This window comes from Anaerococcus murdochii (assembly GCF_019957155.1).
Lineage (GTDB): Bacteria > Bacillota > Clostridia > Tissierellales > Peptoniphilaceae > Anaerococcus > Anaerococcus murdochii.
Genome location: NZ_JAIPME010000002.1, coordinates 2,163,845 through 2,183,492 on the forward strand (window position 1 = coordinate 2,163,845; position 19,648 = coordinate 2,183,492).

37 protein-coding genes are annotated in these 19,648 nt (G+C 36.3%); 4 read left to right on the plus strand and 33 right to left on the minus strand.

Annotated elements, in window-relative coordinates:
• Positions 1-16: 16 nt before the first annotated feature.
• The 33 genes from K8P03_RS11000 to K8P03_RS11160 form a co-directional block, all read right to left on the minus strand.
• Positions 17-1,063 (minus strand): minor capsid protein, encoded by a 1,047-nt coding sequence (locus K8P03_RS11000; protein WP_223420648.1) that lies wholly within the window; start codon positions 1,061-1,063, stop codon positions 17-19.
• On the minus strand, positions 1,029-2,393 hold the full coding sequence (locus K8P03_RS11005; RefSeq protein WP_223420649.1) for a phage portal protein: 1,365 nt from the start codon (positions 2,391-2,393) through the stop codon (positions 1,029-1,031). The genes K8P03_RS11000 and K8P03_RS11005 overlap by 35 nt, the downstream gene beginning before the upstream one ends.
• A 2-nt stretch (positions 2,394-2,395) precedes the next feature.
• The gene (locus K8P03_RS11010; RefSeq protein WP_223420650.1) at positions 2,396-3,670 is read right to left on the minus strand and encodes a PBSX family phage terminase large subunit; all 1,275 of its coding nucleotides are present in this window, start codon (positions 3,668-3,670) and stop codon (positions 2,396-2,398) included.
• Complete coding sequence (locus K8P03_RS11015; protein WP_223420651.1) at positions 3,657-4,100, minus strand: protein kinase family protein; 444 nt, start codon at positions 4,098-4,100, stop codon at positions 3,657-3,659. Before K8P03_RS11015 ends, K8P03_RS11010 begins: the two co-directional genes overlap by 14 nt.
• Positions 4,101-4,108: 8 nt before the next feature.
• The gene (locus tag K8P03_RS11020; protein WP_223420652.1) at positions 4,109-4,894 is read right to left on the minus strand and encodes an S-adenosylmethionine synthetase N-terminal domain-containing protein; all 786 of its coding nucleotides are present in this window, start codon (positions 4,892-4,894) and stop codon (positions 4,109-4,111) included.
• Positions 4,895-6,157 carry a DNA modification methylase gene (locus K8P03_RS11025; RefSeq protein WP_223420653.1) on the minus strand — a complete coding sequence of 421 codons (1,263 nt, stop codon included), beginning with the start codon at positions 6,155-6,157 and terminating at the stop codon, positions 4,895-4,897. It abuts the gene before it with no gap.
• A 297-nt stretch (positions 6,158-6,454) separates the two neighbouring features.
• The gene (locus K8P03_RS11030; RefSeq protein WP_223420654.1) at positions 6,455-6,919 is read right to left on the minus strand and encodes a hypothetical protein; all 465 of its coding nucleotides are present in this window, start codon (positions 6,917-6,919) and stop codon (positions 6,455-6,457) included.
• The gene (locus K8P03_RS11035; RefSeq protein ID WP_223420655.1) at positions 6,912-7,265 is read right to left on the minus strand and encodes a hypothetical protein; all 354 of its coding nucleotides are present in this window, start codon (positions 7,263-7,265) and stop codon (positions 6,912-6,914) included. Before K8P03_RS11035 ends, K8P03_RS11030 begins: the two co-directional genes overlap by 8 nt.
• Positions 7,258-7,608: a MazG-like family protein gene (locus K8P03_RS11040; protein WP_223420656.1), complete on the minus strand. Its 351-nt coding sequence runs from the start codon at positions 7,606-7,608 to the stop codon at positions 7,258-7,260. Before K8P03_RS11040 ends, K8P03_RS11035 begins: the two co-directional genes overlap by 8 nt.
• Positions 7,598-7,843: a hypothetical protein gene (locus K8P03_RS11045; RefSeq protein WP_223420657.1), complete on the minus strand. Its 246-nt coding sequence runs from the start codon at positions 7,841-7,843 to the stop codon at positions 7,598-7,600. The genes K8P03_RS11040 and K8P03_RS11045 overlap by 11 nt, the downstream gene beginning before the upstream one ends.
• A 1-nt stretch (position 7,844) precedes the next feature.
• Positions 7,845-8,033: a hypothetical protein gene (locus K8P03_RS11050; protein ID WP_223420658.1), complete on the minus strand. Its 189-nt coding sequence runs from the start codon at positions 8,031-8,033 to the stop codon at positions 7,845-7,847.
• Positions 8,030-8,197, minus strand: coding sequence for a hypothetical protein (locus K8P03_RS11055; RefSeq protein WP_223420659.1), 168 nt, complete (start codon positions 8,195-8,197; stop codon positions 8,030-8,032). The genes K8P03_RS11050 and K8P03_RS11055 overlap by 4 nt, the downstream gene beginning before the upstream one ends.
• Positions 8,198-8,199: 2 nt before the next feature.
• Positions 8,200-8,364 carry a hypothetical protein gene (locus K8P03_RS11060; protein WP_223417552.1) on the minus strand — a complete coding sequence of 55 codons (165 nt, stop codon included), beginning with the start codon at positions 8,362-8,364 and terminating at the stop codon, positions 8,200-8,202.
• 26 nt (positions 8,365-8,390) lie between these two features.
• On the minus strand, positions 8,391-8,663 hold the full coding sequence (locus K8P03_RS11065; protein WP_223420660.1) for a hypothetical protein: 273 nt from the start codon (positions 8,661-8,663) through the stop codon (positions 8,391-8,393).
• Entirely contained in the window at positions 8,660-9,124 is a 465-nt protein-coding gene (locus K8P03_RS11070) for a hypothetical protein (RefSeq protein WP_223420661.1), read from the minus strand. Before K8P03_RS11070 ends, K8P03_RS11065 begins: the two co-directional genes overlap by 4 nt.
• Positions 9,121-9,387 carry a DUF3310 domain-containing protein gene (locus K8P03_RS11075; protein ID WP_223420662.1) on the minus strand — a complete coding sequence of 89 codons (267 nt, stop codon included), beginning with the start codon at positions 9,385-9,387 and terminating at the stop codon, positions 9,121-9,123. The genes K8P03_RS11070 and K8P03_RS11075 overlap by 4 nt, the downstream gene beginning before the upstream one ends.
• A complete protein-coding gene (locus K8P03_RS11080; protein WP_223420663.1) occupies positions 9,374-9,721 on the minus strand; it encodes a hypothetical protein in 348 nt (115 codons plus the stop codon). The genes K8P03_RS11075 and K8P03_RS11080 overlap by 14 nt, the downstream gene beginning before the upstream one ends.
• Positions 9,718-10,095, minus strand: coding sequence for a RusA family crossover junction endodeoxyribonuclease (locus K8P03_RS11085; protein ID WP_223420664.1), 378 nt, complete (start codon positions 10,093-10,095; stop codon positions 9,718-9,720). The genes K8P03_RS11080 and K8P03_RS11085 overlap by 4 nt, the downstream gene beginning before the upstream one ends.
• Positions 10,096-10,275 carry a hypothetical protein gene (locus K8P03_RS11090; protein WP_223417545.1) on the minus strand — a complete coding sequence of 60 codons (180 nt, stop codon included), beginning with the start codon at positions 10,273-10,275 and terminating at the stop codon, positions 10,096-10,098. It abuts the gene before it with no gap.
• Positions 10,275-10,436 carry a hypothetical protein gene (locus K8P03_RS11095; RefSeq protein ID WP_223417543.1) on the minus strand — a complete coding sequence of 54 codons (162 nt, stop codon included), beginning with the start codon at positions 10,434-10,436 and terminating at the stop codon, positions 10,275-10,277. The genes K8P03_RS11090 and K8P03_RS11095 overlap by 1 nt, the downstream gene beginning before the upstream one ends.
• Positions 10,437-10,451: 15 nt before the next feature.
• On the minus strand, positions 10,452-10,913 hold the full coding sequence (locus K8P03_RS11100; RefSeq protein WP_223420665.1) for a single-stranded DNA-binding protein: 462 nt from the start codon (positions 10,911-10,913) through the stop codon (positions 10,452-10,454).
• Positions 10,906-11,127: a hypothetical protein gene (locus tag K8P03_RS11105; RefSeq protein ID WP_223417541.1), complete on the minus strand. Its 222-nt coding sequence runs from the start codon at positions 11,125-11,127 to the stop codon at positions 10,906-10,908. The genes K8P03_RS11100 and K8P03_RS11105 overlap by 8 nt, the downstream gene beginning before the upstream one ends.
• Positions 11,117-11,878, minus strand: a complete 762-nt coding sequence (locus K8P03_RS11110; protein ID WP_223417540.1) for a phage replisome organizer N-terminal domain-containing protein — start codon at positions 11,876-11,878, stop codon at positions 11,117-11,119. Before K8P03_RS11110 ends, K8P03_RS11105 begins: the two co-directional genes overlap by 11 nt.
• Entirely contained in the window at positions 11,879-12,802 is a 924-nt protein-coding gene (locus K8P03_RS11115; RefSeq protein WP_223417539.1) for a recombinase RecT, read from the minus strand.
• 11 nt (positions 12,803-12,813) lie between these two features.
• Positions 12,814-13,053: a hypothetical protein gene (locus K8P03_RS11120; protein ID WP_223417538.1), complete on the minus strand. Its 240-nt coding sequence runs from the start codon at positions 13,051-13,053 to the stop codon at positions 12,814-12,816.
• On the minus strand, positions 13,046-13,342 hold the full coding sequence (locus K8P03_RS11125) for a hypothetical protein (protein WP_223417537.1): 297 nt from the start codon (positions 13,340-13,342) through the stop codon (positions 13,046-13,048). Before K8P03_RS11125 ends, K8P03_RS11120 begins: the two co-directional genes overlap by 8 nt.
• Positions 13,335-14,270 (minus strand): YqaJ viral recombinase family nuclease, encoded by a 936-nt coding sequence (locus K8P03_RS11130; RefSeq protein WP_223417535.1) that lies wholly within the window; start codon positions 14,268-14,270, stop codon positions 13,335-13,337. Before K8P03_RS11130 ends, K8P03_RS11125 begins: the two co-directional genes overlap by 8 nt.
• A complete protein-coding gene (locus K8P03_RS11135) occupies positions 14,267-14,530 on the minus strand; it encodes a hypothetical protein (protein WP_223417533.1) in 264 nt (87 codons plus the stop codon). Before K8P03_RS11135 ends, K8P03_RS11130 begins: the two co-directional genes overlap by 4 nt.
• On the minus strand, positions 14,527-14,763 hold the full coding sequence (locus K8P03_RS11140; protein WP_223417531.1) for a hypothetical protein: 237 nt from the start codon (positions 14,761-14,763) through the stop codon (positions 14,527-14,529). The genes K8P03_RS11135 and K8P03_RS11140 overlap by 4 nt, the downstream gene beginning before the upstream one ends.
• Complete coding sequence (locus K8P03_RS11145; protein WP_223417529.1) at positions 14,760-14,945, minus strand: hypothetical protein; 186 nt, start codon at positions 14,943-14,945, stop codon at positions 14,760-14,762. Before K8P03_RS11145 ends, K8P03_RS11140 begins: the two co-directional genes overlap by 4 nt.
• The gene (locus K8P03_RS11150; protein ID WP_223417527.1) at positions 14,935-15,198 is read right to left on the minus strand and encodes a hypothetical protein; all 264 of its coding nucleotides are present in this window, start codon (positions 15,196-15,198) and stop codon (positions 14,935-14,937) included. The genes K8P03_RS11145 and K8P03_RS11150 overlap by 11 nt, the downstream gene beginning before the upstream one ends.
• Positions 15,199-15,286: 88 nt before the next feature.
• Positions 15,287-15,544 carry a hypothetical protein gene (locus tag K8P03_RS11155; RefSeq protein ID WP_223417525.1) on the minus strand — a complete coding sequence of 86 codons (258 nt, stop codon included), beginning with the start codon at positions 15,542-15,544 and terminating at the stop codon, positions 15,287-15,289.
• 10 nt (positions 15,545-15,554) lie between these two features.
• Complete coding sequence (locus K8P03_RS11160; RefSeq protein WP_223417524.1) at positions 15,555-15,776, minus strand: hypothetical protein; 222 nt, start codon at positions 15,774-15,776, stop codon at positions 15,555-15,557.
• Between the two features lie 426 nt (positions 15,777-16,202).
• Here K8P03_RS11160 and K8P03_RS11165 point away from each other — a divergent pair, with 426 nt between their 5' ends.
• From K8P03_RS11165 to K8P03_RS11245, 4 genes are all read left to right on the plus strand, one after another.
• Positions 16,203-16,538, plus strand: coding sequence for a helix-turn-helix domain-containing protein (locus K8P03_RS11165; RefSeq protein WP_223420666.1), 336 nt, complete (start codon positions 16,203-16,205; stop codon positions 16,536-16,538).
• Positions 16,523-16,735 (plus strand): S24 family peptidase, encoded by a 213-nt coding sequence (locus K8P03_RS11170; protein WP_223420718.1) that lies wholly within the window; start codon positions 16,523-16,525, stop codon positions 16,733-16,735. Before K8P03_RS11165 ends, K8P03_RS11170 begins: the two co-directional genes overlap by 16 nt.
• 128 nt (positions 16,736-16,863) lie before the next feature.
• Positions 16,864-17,016 (plus strand): hypothetical protein, encoded by a 153-nt coding sequence (locus K8P03_RS11175; protein WP_223420667.1) that lies wholly within the window; start codon positions 16,864-16,866, stop codon positions 17,014-17,016.
• A 573-nt stretch (positions 17,017-17,589) separates the two neighbouring features.
• The gene (locus K8P03_RS11245) at positions 17,590-17,718 is read left to right on the plus strand and encodes a hypothetical protein (protein WP_263285036.1); all 129 of its coding nucleotides are present in this window, start codon (positions 17,590-17,592) and stop codon (positions 17,716-17,718) included.
• Positions 17,719-19,648: the final 1,930 nt, after the last annotated feature.

A 19,648-nucleotide genomic window follows, 5' to 3' on the forward strand; every position in this document is an offset into this window, starting at 1 on the left:
TAGTCAACTTCATAGCTTACTTAGTCTTGTCAACCCACTTCTTCCAATCTTCATACTTCATACCAAGCGGCACCTTGACATTTTTCCCATCCTTATCCTTAGCCATCCTAGTCCTATCCCCATAGTCTTCCCTATATTTGATAGTAGTAGTCCTACAATTAGGATGAAAAGGCGGATAATTGATACCGACCTGGATTTTATCGACTGGATAATGCTTACCATCTTTTTCTTGGCAAATAGAGCTTGTTCTATTATCAAGAGTCGCCAAAAGCTCGTATTCCTCGACCCCTAATTTCTCATAAGTTAAAACATCAGCCTGACCCTTAACATAAGCAGTCTCTGTCCTGATTAATCTCTTAGCATTAGAGTAGTATTGCTTACCATAGACCTTAGCAAAGTCCCTAGATAGGTTCTCAATCGACCTACCCGCAATAATATTCTTAGCCACCATAACCTGGGCCCTTTTAGCTATAAAATAAGAATTATTCCAAATATTATCAGAATAATTTGCCCCCGACCAAGGCAATTCAAGGACTTTCTTAACTTGGTTTCTTGATATGGCAACCTTATGCTTATCCATAAGGTCTAAAGCCTCTGGATTTTTGTCTTTATACTCATCATAGACATTTTTATAATAAGCATCCTCGATAGAATCAGAAAGAAAAGACCCTATGACTTCTTCCTCCTTGCTAGCAATAATAGCCGACTGGGCCAATATTTCAGCCTGCAAGGCCTCTAGGCGGTTAATTCTAGACCTCATAGCAAGGGTATTAAGCTCAAGTAAGAGGGCCTTATCTTGGGTTGCCTTAATCTGGTCAAGGTACTCCCTCATAGTCATACGCCAGACCCTAAACTCATCGCCCTCAATTAATTCCTGGGCCTTATTTGCCGACACCATGTTATCACTCATAAATTGTCCGTATAGGCTTTTAATCGACTTGTCTATATCTTTACTTGCCTTATCATAATAACGCCCCAATTTAAGGACTACAGAGTCAGCAGAGTCCAATAGGTCTAGTAACCTATCCTCACTTCTCTTTTGCCAATAGGTCTTTTTCTTCATCTTCGTGACCTCCTAGATTTTTGTAAGCCTGCATAGACTTATCAAAGTTTTCTTGGTCCTCGTCGGCCTTTTTCTCCATCTCATCGGCTGGATTTTCTATAAAAGGCAGCAAAGACAACCTTGTCTCAGTCGATACATCCTGACTTAGATTTTGTACAATCTGAGTAAGCTCAAGAATATTTTGAGGCAAGGAATCAGAAAATTGCATTTCAATCTGATTTCTAACCACTTCAGAATTGTTTATGACATTTAGATAAGAAGCAATTAGATCCATACGCCTAGAAAGCGACTCCCTAAAATACATCTCCTTAGTGTTCCTCAATTCCTCAGCAGTTAGAAGCTTAAGCCTCAAAGACACACCAGGCAAATTAGTTCCAAAAGACTCATCGGCAAAATCTGGAGTAAAGGAGAACTTATGAATATCCTTATTGACTCTCAATTTAAAGTTTTCAACCCATGAATCGTTGACATCCTTAACAACCCACTTAGCATCGCCGTCTGAATCAAGCAATAAAATTCTTTGTTTATTCATCTTCTTGACATCTTCCTCATCAGTAGCCCCGTAATTAACTAGAGCCAGATAAGCATCAGAAAATTGGTCCATATCATTAAGGGTATTAGATTGTTCACGATTATAAGCGTCAATCAAGGTAATAACCTGCTCAAAATCCCCTTGCACTTCCTTGTTATTCTTAAAATGAATCAAAGGCACAGCCCCAAAAGGATGAGGCTTTACATCTTCAAGCCTAAAGACGCCAGAGCTAGCCTCATCAGTATATAAATACACAGCCTTATCATCATAAAGATAAGCATAAGTCGAAGTTTTCCCATCGACATGAGATACATAGTATCTAATTCCAAACTTAACCCTATCCTCGATAGACATATCATAAATTAAAAAGGCGTTGTCAGGTTCAATCGCCTTAAACCTAACATCCGCCTTGTCATCTACCCACAAAAGCTCGTAAGCCTCGCCCTTAATCGAACAAGTCTTAGCCAAGGTCAAATTCTCCTTAGCCTCGTTATTGTGATTACATATTTTTTGATATTCTTCTAAAAACCTATCGTCTTCGTCCTCATCAAGGGCAGTAGCCACATACTTAACCGACTGACCCATAAAAAAGCCAGTATTAAAATCAGTAATATACTTAGGATAAGGATGGACTAATTTATTCTCCTTTTCTTTATCTGCTGCCCCATTTTCCAAAATCAAATGCTTACCCAAATAATAATCTTGTAACTTAACATACCTACCAATCAAGGCAGAATGTTTTTTAATAAAATCCCCGACATCGCCAGGGCTTAATTCATCTTTTAAAGTTCTAAACATAATTATAGGCCCAGAGCCTTCTTGCTCATAGACCTTACCTTCCTTTCAAGCATATCTTCACTTAGTGCATACCTAGTAGCATCAATTGAGTGGTTATCCTTATCTTCAAGCCTAGGTATTGTATCACCCCACCTATCAGTCTGATAGTCGATGTTCTCAAACTCCATAGCAGTATTAGGACACCTCTTAGGGTCAATAATAATAGCCTCCAAATCATCAAGCCACTTTTCTCCAAACTCCACCGAGCCTGGTTTCTTTTCAGCCCCTCCAATCTGGATGCCGTAAGACTTAACCTCCGCAATCGACTTAGGCTCAGCAGAATCGGCAATAATCCTAGTATCATCAAACTTATATTTTTTAATCAGATTAGCAGCCTGGCGGTTTGAAATCTTAACTCCATATAATTCATCAAATATAAAAATCCTTCGCCTAGTCTTATCATAATGAATGCGAACCATAGCCAAAGGATCAGTAGCATAGCCCCAGTCGAGGCCTTGTCTTATATTGTCAAAATTATTTATTTCATCTCTTTTTATCTCCCTAAAGACTAAATTATCAAAAGGAACAACCCCAGAACCAATAGCCTTACCCATATACTCCCAGTCATACTTTAAAGGCTGGATTTTCTTAACGTGAAGAGCCTCATCTTTAAAAACTTGGGAAATATAAGGATTATCCAAATAAGTTGAGTGATGAACGTAGGTCAAATCAGAAACAAACTGAGTTTCAAACTTCTTATTTACCCAAGATTGCTTACGCTTAGGCGGGTTATACGAATAAAAAAGCTTATAGGAAAGTCCCTCAGGTAATTCAGCTCTCAAGACCGAATTTTCAATCATAGAAACTTCTTCCTCAGTCTTAAACTCCGCCAACTCCTCAATCCATAAAGTCGCCACAGGAAACTTAGCCACCTTTAAAGACTTAATCTTTGCAGGATCATCAGCACCCCTAAATATAATAGAATTACCACGAGGTAAATAAGTAATCTTTAAAGGACTTTTACCAAAATTAAAGTAAGCCCCAACTCCAAGGACGTCCACAGCCTCCTTAAGCTGCTCATAAACCGACTCAAAAAGGGTGTTGCCAACCTTACGTACACAAAGGACAGATATAGGATTATTAATAACGTCCAGAATAATCTCTAATGAAATCATAAAAGACTTACCAGACCCACGGCCACCCTTTAAAACATATCTTAAATACTCTTTATTCTTAACCTTCTTGTGAAAATCAACAAAGCAAGGATTGAAAATTGTTGAAAGTCTAGCCGATATCATCGATTATTTTCACTCCCTCGATTAAGTTAAGGTCAACCTCTTTAGCTTTTCTATCAAGCCAAACATCAGGCTTTCTATTTTTTAACCAAAATATCTGGGCTGTGGTATCGGGCATAACATGCCTAGTAATAGTGATTTTTTCAACATATTTTTTGCCATCTACCATCTTCTGCACCGTCTTGACCTCATCATAATCGTAGCCAAGAGCCCTTTTTAGAAGTTTATTTTCAACCTCAATGTCGACTACTTCCTTACCTCTTTTTAAGGCTGCCGAAATTGGCGGATACTTATCCCTCCAAACTCTTAAAGTAGAATAGGCAATCCCCATATTCTTAGATATTTGCTCGTCAGTAAGTCCATCTCTAGCCCAAGCTTCTATTTTTATTAAATTGTCATCCTCAAGCCATTCTAGATACTTACCTCTAGCCAAATAATCACCTACCTAATCAGTCCCCATTCAGCAAACTTCTCAAATCCTCCGATAATGTTAATATAGTTTCTAGCAATATGGACTATCTCTTCATAAGGTCTTCCATCGATTGTTTCATCTCCAATAGCACACGACAATTTCACTTCTTCCCCTGTTTCCTGTGCCTTTAAATATGCATAGATATTAACCGACACATCCGCCTTGGATAAGTCTTTTCCATGTAGACCTCCACCAGTCACACCGTCGCCCATATCTGAGCCTAACTTTCTATTAGTACAACCAGTATCTACATCAAGGCCTCCAGCCCAATCCCCTAAAGGATTAATAACTGACCCTCTATACTTATCTTGTAATTCTTTGCTATCAGCATTTGACTGACAAATAATTAGCCTATCATCATCAAGGATATACTTCCCATCTTTTTCGTATTGATCGTAAATGTTTTTAGCTATTGAGGTTAGATGTTTTTGCTCCTTAGTAACAGGGCTACCTTTGAAAATTCCATTATCCCCACACCTAACTTTGCCATCTTGATTTTTAGCAAGGTGTTCATCTTGCCTAGCATGGATAATCTCCACATCATCAATATCAGCAATTCTCTTAACTATTTTTTGTATATCTCCAAAATCAAAAAAACGCGAAGATTCAATAATGATATTGCATACCCCGTGTCCAATTAAAACCTCTACTGCTATTTTAGGTTCATCTTCAATTTTATATCCCAAATCAACTATTGCCCCTGCTATCCTATCAGCTATCTTGTCAGGATGCATCGGATTAACTTTTTCAAACATTTATATCTCCTCCTCTAATATTGCTTTATCCCCTGTAAATTCTTCCCACCTATTTATAATCGCCTCTGCATAAACAGGCTCAAACTCCATCAAATATGCTTTACGTCCTGTCTGCTCGCAGGCTATCAAGGTGCTACCACTTCCACCAAATAAATCCAAAACTCTTTCTCCTTTTCTTGAGGAATTGAGAATCGACTTAGCCATAAGTTTAATAGGCTTCATGGTTGGATGTAGCTCGCTTCTTTCAGGTTTATCTTCTCGAATAATTGTAGAACCAGAATCTATGATATTTTCAAGACTTTTTGCATAATCTCTTAACTCATCATAATCCAACTGATTTATATTAGGTTTGTTATCAATTACTGTCGTTTCTGTAAAATCTTGGCAATAATAATGCCCCTCTCCTTCTTTCCAACCGTATAAGCAAGGCTCGTGCTTCCAATTGTAGTCCTGTCTGGATAGAGTTGCTGAACTTTTTACCCAAATCAATACCTGCCTGGCGGGCATATCTAATTCAGTTAATGCGTAGTTCCAAGGTGCTCTTTTAGCATCTGCATGCCAAAGATAGTAAACTCCTCCTGGCTTTAATACTCTTTCTATTTGTTCACAAGCCAAATAAGCAAACTCTTTGAAGTCATCATCTGATAGATTGTCATTTTCAATCTTCCCAGCTGAATTCTCATAATTAACATTATAAGGTGGATCCGTAACACATAAATCCATTTCTTGGCCTTGAATTAACTTGTCCACATCTTCGGGTTTAGTAGAATCACCGCACATCAATCTATGGTCACCCAAAATCCATATCTGCCCTTTAGAAACTTTGCACTCTTCTGGAATAGATACATCTTCGACATCTTCGATAATTTCCTCAGCCAATTCTTCAAGCTCATCAAAGCCAAACTGAGTCATATCAATGCCTTCCACCCCCCCTAGTTCATTTTCAAGGGCTTCAAGGTCCCATTGTGCGAGTTCCCCAACCTTATTGTCAGCAAGCCTGAAAGCTTTGACTTCATTATCAGTCAAATCGTCGGCTACTATAACAGGGACTTTGCCCATATCTAATTTTTTAGCAGCAAGTAACCTGGTGTGGCCAGTTACAATCTCGCTTTGGCTATCTACGACAATGGGAACTTTAAATCCAAAGTTCTTAATACTAGATGCTACAGCGTCCACTGCTTTTTTATTATCCCTAGGATTGTTGACATAAGGGATGAGTTCATCAACGTTTTTATAGACTATATTAATTTCCTTTTTATCCATATAACCTCCTATAATTTAAGTCCATCAACCAAGCCGCCAGTAAAAAGAATAATCTGTCAAACAATAATATATTTTTAAAGGAGAAATCACTTAGCAGCAATGGATAATTTTTCTGTCCCAATCATCAACGAAAGGAGGTCCTAGCGGCTTGGTTCATAGACTTAAAAAAAACATAAAAAAAAGACGGCACAATCGCCGTCTATAGATTTTGAGTTAATACAGAACATCTAAAATTAGTTACACTTTAACATTCTACCTTAATTGTAATATAAAAGGCTGTTTTTGTCAACCTAAAGCCTAATTAAAAAGCTTTTTATACAAAAAAAGTAAAGCAACATCCGACTTCTTCCAAATAGCTGAATGACTCAAGTTATACTTTTCCCCAAGCGACCTCATCGACTCAGACCTATAAATCCAAACCGAATAGACAATAGTCGCCATCTGAGGATCAGGCAAAGCCTTAATAGCCTCCCTAACCTCCTTAGTCTCAGCACTCAAGTGACCAAGCCCTTCCTCAAGCTCCCTCAAATCATCCAGAATCTTTACAATCTTATCCTCCTGACTAGAACCACCCCCTTTCGTAGGATTAGGATTACCCATCCCCGACTTAAGACAATCAAGCCTATCCCTTTTAACTTCGATTTCATCCAAAATCTCCGCCATAGTATCAAGGTCAAGCTCATACCTCCTAAGCCTCTCCTTAACACGACCGCACCTCTCACGGTCCCTAGCACGATTGATTTTATCCTTAAATCTACTCATTTTTTAACTCCTCAATCTTATCAAAAACATAATCAATACTTCCCTTAATCTCATCCTTGGTCATCCTGTAAACATCTTCAACCTCATAATCCTTAGTCAAAGCCATCATATACATCTCCTCCTTGGCAGGGATAAGCACAGTAGCTAGGGTTGACACTACAAAAAATATCCCAGCAACCTTTAAAAATCCTTTAACTGATTTTTCTTCAGAATCTGATAACATTTCAGTTGTGTCCAAATAAAACCATCCTCCAATAAACAAAACTCCAATGGATAAAATCAAAAAAAGTAAAGCAAAATTACTTATCTTATCTAAAATAGAAATTAAATATATAATCCTACTCATCAAGGTCCTCCGCCTTCACAAAAGTCCCGTTAATAGTCTTTCCTTTTCTCTTGCTAATCTTTTCATAAGCCATCTCGAGGCACTTTACAGGGTCAATTCCAATCTGTTCACAAAGGATAATCAAAGTAACGAAAATATCTCCCATTTCAGTTTTTATATCATCATCTGTTAGCCATATTTTAAACTGTGGTTTAAAAAATTTCATGTCGAAGTCCATCTCCGTCTTAAACTCAAAAACCTCCTCGATAAACTTCATAAACTGTTTATCCGCATTTTCTGAATGGAGCAAATCCTTATCATCTGCCCATTTTAAAACCTTATCTTTTAAATCCTCAAAATTCATTCCATTCACTCCTAAAAAAATCCCTTAAACTTCTACCACTAACCGCCTTAATTTCTCTTACATCTACCAATTCTAAACCACGACCATAATCAACCACAGCTACTGGAAGTGTAATAATTCCCTCTTCTAACCTTCCTCTTATAGGTTGCAAATCAACGATTTTAGAATACTGATATATACCATAAAAATCAGCCGTCACTTCTTTATCGTTTAATTCAAGCTTACATTTTTTCATCTTAATCTCCCCATTTCATGGTTACAAAAACACTATCAGTTTTATCAGAATAATTAACATCTATAGCATCTAAAGGGGTCTCAACTACTCCACATCGCCTTAACTCGTCTTTTAATTCAAACAATTCAAATTTCAATTCGCTTTCTGGGTCATAGTCAGAAAACCAATCTAAAAAATCTTTTACTTTCATGCCTTGCTCCTCTCAAAGTATCTCTCCAATCCTCTTTCTGCTAAAAACAAAACTACTGCCATAACAAAATACAAAATCGCAACCTGCAAATCATGAAAATCCACAAAAATCCTAAAAACCATCAGCCACAATAGCCAGTCGTTAATATCCCTTTTTCTAGTCATTTTCAATACCTCCTAATTTCTTCCAGATTCAATAAAGGGATTACATCGCCGTCAACCTTAAAATCGCACTCGTACTCTACATCGCTTTCTTTCTCATAAAAATAAGCTAAAACATCATCTTCACCGTCATATAAAGATAATTCTTTAATTAAATCTTTTACTTTCATTCTTCAACCTTCCGTTCTATAATCAATTATTCCGTGATAATCATTCCATTAATTGCAAGACCTGTAACGATATCTAAAGCTGTCCTCGTATCGCTATATCTACAATTCGGTCTTTTGTGGATTCTAGGATCACTATCAGACCAATCTATAATATCAATCATTGCTTGGCTTAGAAAAATCATTTTGCAACCTTTAGCTACACATAAGTAATAGCAGCCGTTTTTGCCATAACTACCTTTGCACTTTTTAAACCCGTATTTCTCATATTCCTTAACATCTTTAGTTGGTTTTAAGGTCATTCTTCAACCTCCACCAACTCAAAATCTTTCAAATCAGTATCAAACTTTTTCTTGATTTCTTCAATCTCTTTAAGGGTAAATTGTTGCTTGGTTTCACTACTATGTCTTCTATATGTTAAAATAGAAAAATCATACTCAATGTAAATAGAAAAATATAAAATATTACCGCTAGTGGACCTCAAATACCTATGTTTCAAATAAAACTTCTTCTCTTCCTCCCTATCCTCAGGGTCTGTTTCCGCATATTTAATCGATGCCTTAATCACGTTTAAATCATTTACACTACAAGAACCATTTGATATAAAAATTATATTCTTGACTTCGTTGTTTATAACAGCCACTTGCCTAATAATCCCATAATGATTTGAATATAAAACAATTTCCTCACAGCCTGCCTGATACCTTATTTCGATATCATATTCATTTTCTTTAGCAATTTTCTTAAGCTCATCAATCCTCATAAATTCTCCTGTCTCCCATAATCCATAATCGCTTTCTCAAAAGCATCTGGCATACAGAATGGTCTGGCTTTTTCCTCTTTCTCAATCTCTCGATTAAGATAAGTTATAGCCTTCCTCAAATCCTCCACCTTGTTATCTTTTTTCCCAGCCCTAGCAATATACTTAAAAGCATTACCAAGGTTAAAATCAAGATCAAAGGCATCTATCACATCAAAGGCTTCAAGTCCTCCACTCTTATAATAATCTGGTCTAATTTCTGTCATCTTCTTTCTCCTCAAATATATCTTCTATAAATTTCTTGACTCTTTCTTTTTCCTCGTCTGTCAAAAGGTCAACCTCGTTAACATCCATAATCTTGTCATTAAATTCTTCATATTCTTTAAGACAATCCTGCAAATAATCAATCGTATACTTCAAACTTGCATTATCTTTTATTAAATCAATAATCCCTTTGACACCACTTCGTAATTTTCTTGAATATGGAATTTTGCCTAATCCAATATAGCTTAAATAGTTATCTACTAACTCACAATCATCTCCATAATCAGCACTTTTTAAAACAATCTTAATTAATTCATTTATAGATTCATCAGTCATTCTTCAATCCTTTCAATCTCAATCTCGACCCTTGGCCTTTCCTTATCAAAATCCACCCTAGACCCATCATGAGAAACCACAATCTTATAATTATCATCAGCAATCACCCCATAATCGGTTAGTATATCGCAAGTCGCAGCAAGTAAATTAGTTAGATCCACACGATGTTTCGTCTGCCTAAAATACACACACTTAAGATTAATCGGATAATCAATAGCTTTCTTATACTTCCCTGTAATCTGCCTCCCGCAATCCCCCGCATACTCCTTGTACCTCTTAGACTGGGTCAAAAAAGGTTGCCCAGTCCTAGAGTTCTTGAAAATCTGCATCGAATTTTTCTTAGTCGCAGGATTGCCATATAAGACTAACTTCATCTAATTTTCCACCCACCAATAAGCTATCTGATTAATATTAACAATCCCAAGCTTTGAAAATTTATTAGAATCATCACATCTAATAAATTTTAAATAGCCAGTACGCTCATTCATTTCATAATGGTCAATCTCAATAGTATCGGCCCCGCCATTTATAAATCTAATTACTAAAGTCTTCATCACTCCTCCACAAACCAATAACAAACCTGATTAAAAGAAAACATCCCAATTTGAATGTCATGTTTATAGGCTTTTATGCATCCTAATTCTTCACTCACTTCAAAACTATCAATAGCAATTTTTCTTTCTGTTCCACTCACAAATCCTACAACTAAATTCATACAATCCTCCTATCATCAAAATGGTATCCTTCCATCATCCTGAATCTCGCTAAAATCATCCTCAAAAAAGCCGTCAGATTGATTTTTATTACCTCGGTTAGTATTTACACCCGAATTGCTTTTACTCTCGTCCTGACTTAATCTGGAAAGAAATTCTACATTCTCTGCAACTATGTCAGTAGTATAAACTGTCTTTCCACTTTCGCTATCTTGGTAAGACCCAGTCTGAATCCTGCCCTCGACAGCACATTGACTGCCCTTAAAAAGGTATCTAGATGCATTCTCACCCATTTTTCCCCAAACAATAATCCTAGGGAAGTCGGCAGTAGGTCTCCCCGTTGCCTCTGCTTCCTCTCTCTTCTCCCTGCTCAACTTTTTATCCACCGCAAGGGTAAAAGTGCAAACCGCCTGATTACTTTGTGTATATCTTAGCTCTGGATCTCTTGTAAGTCTCCCAATTAAAATTACCTTATTCATCAGCATCCTCCTTTTCTTTCTTAATTATGTCTGCCATAACCATAAAGTTTGCCGCAAGAATCTTAGACTTTATGTTACGAAACGAGTACCTTGCTTTTTCCCTTTTTTCTTCGTCCATTCCTTCAAACCATCTTTCAACTTCTATGGTGTTAAGATGTTCAAAAATCAAAGCGGTCAAGACACCTATTTCATCATTAGTTAAATCAATCTTCATCCTTTTTCTCCATTTCGTTAATCTCCCTATTAGCCACATAGCTAACAGTGAAGTCATCGTATTTTTCAACATCCCTTAACATCTCAAGCACATACTTGAAACTAGAAACCTTAACTTTTCTTTCATCCCTAATCACAACTAGGGTATATAGGACATTTCTCCAACCATATTGTTCTATGGCCTTATCAAATAAGTCCCTATCATCAATATTTGAATTGTTTTTAATAAATTGGCAGTAGCAGCGATAAGTCAATTCTTCTTCTCTGCTGCTCTTACTCTTTTCTCTTCTCTCTTGCTCTTGCTCTATATCTTGCTCTTGCTCTGTGTTGCATTTTGTTGCATTGGTGTTGCATTGCAACGCTTGACCGTTCGATTGCAACGCCTTCTGCTTTCTTCTATGCTTCCTTGAACGTCTAGTTGAAGCCGTTTCCGACCCAATCAAGGCTGGCACTTCACTTAGAAAAACATCATCATCCACATACTCAATTAGATCATTAGCATTACAAAAAGCCAAAGTCATTTTTATATCGTCAATTTCTTCGTCGATATCAAGGGCCAACTGGTGATAAATATCTTCGTCAGTCCCCTCAAACTCAATAACTCCCTCATTATTTATGCTTAAAAGCTGGAGCTTAAGGTAGATGATGGTGTAAGTATCACCACCAGCCACCTTTCTAAGCTTCTTCATCTTTCGACTATCAAAGAAGTCATCCTTTAATTTTAACCAATAATACCTCTTATTATCACCCAATTAGACCTCCTTGACAGGCTCAAAATCATCATCAAATAATCCAGATTGCTTATCCACCTCGATAACTTCGCCAGTCTCCTTATCGACATTAGCTGGAGCCTCTTTCTCCTCGACCTCGACCACCTCAGTAGGCTCAAGATCATAATCAACCTGATAAACCCTCTCACCGCTTTCAACAGTCCTAGACTTTTCAAAGTTAGCATTATCAAAGTTAGTCGCCTGTACTAGAGCCTGACTTTCAATAGCCTTAGGTGCATACTTAAGGACTTGGATCAGAGCCGACTTCTTAGCCATAGCATCAAAATTAGTCTGCCAAGGGCTATCACTATAATTAAAAGATTTTGAAAACTTTATCCCATAATTTCTTGCATCGTCCTTTGACATATAAAAGACATCCTGCCCGCCGTCCTTGGTCTGGTAAATTGCATAGTAGCCGATAACATCCCCACTATCGCCAGTCAAGCAAGGCTTATGAGTAATCTCACCAGTCCCATAATCGAAATCAAATTTTTCGTTTTCCCTAACCTCACGGGCTGTAATCCTCTTAAATTGCCCCGTATTATAGGCTAATTTTAATAAACCTCTATAACCAATTTGAAAATTAACTGTAGTAATCCTTTTTTTCTTATTTTCATAAGGGATGAGGTAAGCCTCACCTAATGGTGTATTAAATTCAAGACCAAGCTGGGCTGAATTCATGATTGCAGCAAGTAAAGACTCTTGTGTACAATTAGCAAGTTTAGGATTAGAATTAATAGCAGTAAGTGCAGTCCTTATAAACTTTTCAACTGGTAAGTAAGCAGGGAGGGCATTTTTAATCTCCCCCTCCATAGACTTAAGAAGTCCCCTAACCGTATCTTGCTTTCTTTGTGCTGGTGTCCTAGAATCGTTCTTTTTTTGTAGTGCTTGTTTTGCATTAGTCATGTTTTATCCTCCTAAAATCCCTCTTCTTGTTTTTCTAATTCTGATATTCTTTTCTCGAGTTTTTCCGTCATTTGATAATATTTATTCCTTTGATCTCTAGCTAAATCTAACTGTCCTAGAATCTCATGTTGTTTATTTATAAGCTGAGCCTTTTCAACTCTCAGCCTAGTGATTTCATTTTTTAAAGTCTCGATATAATCTTTTGTTAGATCACTTAAAATATCTGCATAATTTTTGTTTCTCTTACTCACTTATAATCTCCTTCACAAATAAAGCATTGCTATCTTTCAACATCTTCATCAACTCTTTTTCATCTATCCTATGCTTCGCAATTAAGACAGCCCCTATCAATCCCGTTATTTGCATTAAACTAAAAGATGTAGGACGATATTCATCATCTGGGGTAGCCAACACCATCTCGAAACGCTCCATCAAATCTTCTTCGTCAGCTTCCCACACATCATCCATCAACTCATGCATCGATAACTTTAATATTTCTTGCAATAACTTGATACCATTTCTTGAATCTGTTTTATTCATTTACAATCTCCTTCAAATTAAATCTCCTAGACTCTGTAGTTTTTGAAAACTCCTCAAAAATCTCTGGTCTCTCTTTTTTTATTCTCTTAGTGTCAATCCTAGTAGTAGTAAAAGGCTTATAGCTAACCTGTAAAAACTTTGTCGCTCCAAAATCATGGTCTCCTAACTGTAGCTTAATCTCTTGTTCAAACTCCTTTGTCCTAGTCTCCAAATCCTTTATAAGGTCTTTGGTCTCAAGATAGGACTTGAAATCTAACTCATCAACATCTAGATCAATAGAATCTTCAAGACCTCCCTTAAACCTATCTTTAAGAGCCGTATCATACTCAGCCGACCCATCAGGAGCTGGCATCTGACCAGCTAGGACGTAATTTTCCCAAAAATCAACCTCTTGGGCTTTCAACATCTCAATTACTTCTTCGTCCCTCTCAATCTCCCTGATAATAAAATCAGTAGAAAAGATAAGGCAAGCAATATAGCATTTTTCAGCCCCAGTCACCATCATGTAATGGTGACATTGTAATTCATAATTTATAGGGATTTGCCCATCATCCCACTTATCTTTTGCAAAAGGGCTAGTAGTCTTACACTCAAGGATTGCATTTTCCCCGACCACTTCCCTATCAATATCAGCAAGCAGGAACGGATGTTTTTTGCTAGCCATCATGAAGTTATTTCTTCTAACCTTCTTACCAGTCGCCTCTGTAAATCTCCTAGCAACATAATCTTCAAGGTCTCGGCCCTGCCTCATAACTTCGCTATCAAAATCTTTTACAACTTGCCCCGTCTTTTCAAGATAGAGGCTAGCCTTAGATTTCCAAGGATTAAGACCACAGGCGGCCGCAGCATCCGACCCACCCAGGCCCTTAGTCCTCATCTCAAGCCATTCTTCACGGCTTAACTTAGCAACATTAGCAATCTTCTTCATATCAAATCCCTCAAATACTGGCTCTCTTGCAGGTCTCTCTCTGCCTGATACGCTGCTTCCTGACTTGCTTGATACATCAAATCTGGAAAGTGCTTTTCCTCCTCTAAAATCTCAATATCATCTAAATAAACGTCAGTCTCTTCCGCTTCCTTAAACTTATCCTTAACCGCTGCTTTAGTATCACCAAGGTATTTTTTATCAATCTCCTCCATATCAATCCAAACATCGTATTCTTTAGTAAGTGCAAAACTAATCCTCATGCTCTCGCCCTTTCCATTTCTCTACGCTTTTCCTTTATAAGACAATCTCTAAAAAGCACATCTTTATGTGATAGATCACTATCAAAAACTACTAAATTTTTGTTACCAACATAAACTGGCTCATAATCGCCACTTTCAACCGCTTTCTGCACATCTCCATCAAACTTTTTGTAAACATCTTCCAAGTCAATATCAACTTCAAACTCTTTTTCTTGCACAAATTTTATTTTCATAACTTCTCCATATATCCCTTTCTTCTATGCTTCTCAGCAATCGCAACATCCACCAAATTAAGCTTAGCGATGTTATCGTTAGTCATCTTCTTTTTAAGTAAAATTTCTCTAATCTTTTCTAAGCTATCAATTTCCATAACCCTAACAGAGTCATAGAAATCGACTTGATCTTTAGCCTTCATTTTCAATCTCCACTAACTCAAAGTCAGCTAAATCAGTATCGTATTTTTCTTTAATCTCTTCAATTTCTTTAAGAGTAAATTTCTGTTTGAGATTTTCGCTAACAATTCGAGATTTTACAAGCAGCAAATCGTGGGAAATGTATATAGTAAAATATAGCGATTTGCCACCGACAGACCTTCGATACTTATGCTCTAAATAAAACTTCTTCTCTTTCTCTTTGTCCTCAAGCTGCATAAATTCCCTAGTTTTCATATTCCACCTTTTCTTTTCTTCCAAAATTGGTATAATATTCTTATAGTTATTTTTTAAATTGGCTTAGCTTCGGCTAGGCCTTTTTTCTTTATATAATCCACAACCCGCCAAAAAGTGTGATAATCGCAAAAGGTATGCACAAAATCTCACACATAGGAGTAAAACCTCCAATCCCTAAACCCAGCCACATCAGACTTATAAGGGTAACCAAGATTTTCTCGGTAAGCCTAAATTTAATAGCTCCTTCTAATTCCCTACGCTTAATCTTATCTAAAAAATCAAGGTCTTTTTTCCTACTATTCATCAACTCAATTCTTTCTTTTCTCGGTATCTTAAAAACTTGCATTCAATCCTCCTTATAAAACCCATCCACCTTTAAAAGGTGAAATCTTTCCTTCTTCAACCAACTTAAGGCTAAACATATCAACATAAATCATCTGATCACTACCCTTGCCAACAAAAGTAGCCCCGAAGCTATACTTATCAGCCTTAAGACCGCAAACAATAGCATACTCAGTAACACCAAGTATCTTTGCCGCTTCCTTAACTCCTTCATTCTTAACCAATCTTTTCTCCACCTATAAGCACCTCCTGACATTTTAAATGTTATTTTAAAAAAATAATCTCGGACTAATTAACATTTAAAGTGGTATTTTTATTTAAAAAAATATCTTCGATTCTTACCCCAAAATAATTAGCTATTTTTTGTGCCGTCATTAAATTAGTAGTTCCTAGCTTTTCTATCCTTCCAATTGTTTGGTTGACTAACTCCTATCGCATCTGCCAACTCTTGTTGGCTAACATTTTTTATAGCCCTGTAAATTTTGATTTATTATTTATATCAATCACCTCATTTCTGTATCTAATAATATATTACCATTTAAAATGGTATTCGTCAACTATTTCTTTATTATTTTAAATAGTTTTATTTGAAAATACCATTTTAAGTAGTGGTATTATACTATTTAAAATTGTAAAATACTAGTAAAAGGAGGGTTAATTAAATGACAAAACTCACTGAAAATCTAAAACATTACAGAAAATTGAACGGATATACTTCAGGAAACAATTGCTCCAAATTAAAAATCACCACATCCGCCTATGGTATGTATGAACAAGGTAGAAATACTCCCCCATACTCCAAATTGAAAGAATTGTCAGAAATATACAATATATCAATTTCAGAATTAACTGGAGAGCCGAGGGAAAATTTAGAATTTATAGCCCGATCCGTATCAGTCCACACCTACCCCTACATAGATAATTATGTATCAGCAGGCAGTCCGACAACTATAAGCGGTATGGAAAACCTCCCAAAATCCAAATTCCAGATGAACTAACAGGCAACTATGCAGGAAGCAAAAATCTTTTCTTTTTAAAGGTAAATGGTGAATCAATGAATAAGATAATCCCTAATGACTCAGTAATCGGGATAATCGGCTATGATACCATCTACGACCTAAAAAATGGCGACATAGTGGTATATGCAACCCAAGACGGAGAATATGCTGTCAAATACTTTACAGGATGGCAATAAACTTATATTCAGACCAGCCTCAACCAATCCAACTACTACGACACAATCTTTGATATAAAAGATAACATAAAGATTATAGGAAAAGTAGTCAATACTCAGTAACGCTATAAATTCATTAGAAGGTAATTATGGGAATAATAAAAAAGCTATTTAAATCGGCCGAAAAGACTCCGATAGATAAAGAAACAAAATACCAGGAATATTTAAAAAGGATAAAAAGTGGAGAAAGCTTGAGGGTCGACTGGGAAGATTTTTGTGAAATCTCAGCGATAAAGCAATAGACGAAAGAAAAAAATAGCAATAATCCGAAATTTCATAGGACTGACCACGAAAAAAAGTTAGAAAGTGAATTTCACAAAAAAAAATCATTCAATAATTCAAGACTACGAAAATAGAATATACATTTCAGATAAAGCTGATTACAACAAATTAAAATCCAACCTCGCAGCTTATGATGAATTTAAAAAATTTTGTTACGCCAATGGAGATGGTGGGAAAATATATTTCCAGGATATGTGGGAATTTTGTCATAATTCTAAAAACGATTGTTTTCATTCAAAGAAACAATATTAAAATATATGCAAAATTTTCTAGACGCTAATCAGGCTGTCCTAGATATAATTGAATACTTAAAATAAACGAAACTTATTTACAAAAAGACTTAAAACACGAAATAAATTATTGTACACCTCAAGAAATAGGGACAATTATAAAAGAGATGGTTAACAACAAAATAATAACAAGAGAAAAACATAAGAACACTTATTTACTAAAATTAAATGTTAATATTTAGCCGCAAGGCTTAATATATAAAAAATTATAGGAGGAAATTATGAAAAAAAATAATCACACTAATGGCCCTAGCCTTGACCCTAACAGCTTGTGGAGGAGATCAAAAACCAAAAGAATCTAAAGAGGAAGTCAAGCAAGAAGAAGTCGCAAAAGAAGAAACAAAGGAAGAACCAAAGAAGCTGAGGAAGTAAAAGAAGAAGTCCAAAAAGAGAATGAAGATGACATCTACTCCTATGCTGGAAAACATATAAAAACGAAGGAAACACCATCGAAATAATAAAGGCTGGCAGAGTTGATCAAACATACAAAATAGGTCCAGTAAATCTTACAATATATGGCGTATTAAACAGGAAGAATGACAGAGTTTTAACGATGAATTAAAAGCCTACTATGACACCGACCAACCAGTAGACGTTATAACAATAGGATACTCTGTAGAAAACACCGAAGATAAAAACATACAATTCTACGTAGGCAATCCCCTATCACAACCGACACCAAAGACAAATCGACCCAGACCTATTTGCTGGCCAAGAAGCGGTGAGAAATGCTCGGCAAAGTGGAAAAAGAAGGCGTTAACTTATACTATCCAAAGAACGCAAAAGATGTCAAAGAGATTACTTGGCACGTTGCTGATGCAAGCGATGAAAACTTTGCAACATAGCAGAGGGAATAAAATCAAATTTACCTTTAATGATAAAGGCAATCAAGTAACGCAGAAGAACTTAAATAGTACCCAGCCCTATGCTAATCCATAGGCTAAAAAAAAGCCCGAGTAATGGACACTTAAGGTCTGCAAATTTAAACAATCAGACACTAAAAGACAGATAAAAAATCCCCGCCCAATAAAGGGCAGGAATCGTACACAATTACCATACCACAACCAAACGGTAAAACCCGGGTAAAACATAAAAAAGAAAGGACAAAACAATGAAAAGAGATAGACAATTCGCCAATGGTGAAGGCTCAATCACCTACGTCAAAGGCAGAAAATCACCATGGTGGGCAAGACTCCCCGCCACCTATGACATAAATGGTAAAAGACTATAGACCCACAGTTGGATTTTATAAATCAAGGAAAGAAGCAAAAGCCGCCCTAGACAATTATGTATGTGTAGACGACATAAAACATTCAGGGAATTTACGAAGCATATAAAAGACAGATGATTTTTTAAAACTAAGTTATAAAACAAAAAACAGATACGAGGACGCCTTCCTATCCTTCCACCCTATCTGGAATAAAAACATAATGGAAATAAAAACTATGGAGATGCAAAGATGTATAGATCAGAAAGTAAAAGAAGGATACTATGAAACCATCAACGGCCAAAAAATAAGAAAAGATTACTCCAAAAGACTCAATCTCAAGGTTAAAACACGTAGCAAGTAAAATCTACCAATTTGCAGAAAAACATGAATTAGTAGATAAAGATAGAGCAAAACTACTGGATGTAAAAGTAAAGAAAACACCAAAGAAAAACTATATTCTACACCCAAGATATAGACAAACTTTTCAAATCTATCCCATACAACCCCGACGCTCGCCACATACTCTGCATGATATTTACAGGGATGAGGACATCGGAATATAGGAAATTAAAAACTATGAACATTGACTTCAAAAAAGAATCATTAGAGATTTTGGTATGAAAACCAATAAAGGCAAAAGAAGGATAATGTTTATACACGATAGAATCTACGATATATTAAAGAATTAGGCTCAGAATCAACCACAGGCTATATAGTAGAAAACACAAGAATAAACCACAAAACCCAAAGCCATCTCATCCAAGTGATACCACCTTTAGAAACACAATCTTTAAAGGAGCACTCAAAAAGGCAGGACTAGAAGAAAACAACCCCTATACAATGTAGGTATACCTTCGCCACAATAGCTCATATGTCAGGCATAAGTGATATAGATCTCATGGACTTAATGGGACACGAATCCATAGAAACCACAAAGAAATCTTATAATCCAAGTAGTAGATATATATCTATATAACCAGTTCCAAACCTATAATTTTAAAACGCCACTAAAAGCAGGATAAGAAGCATGGGACAAAAATAGAAAAAAGCATAATAAAAAACATTACGTTATTAATGTCTACTGGTAATTCT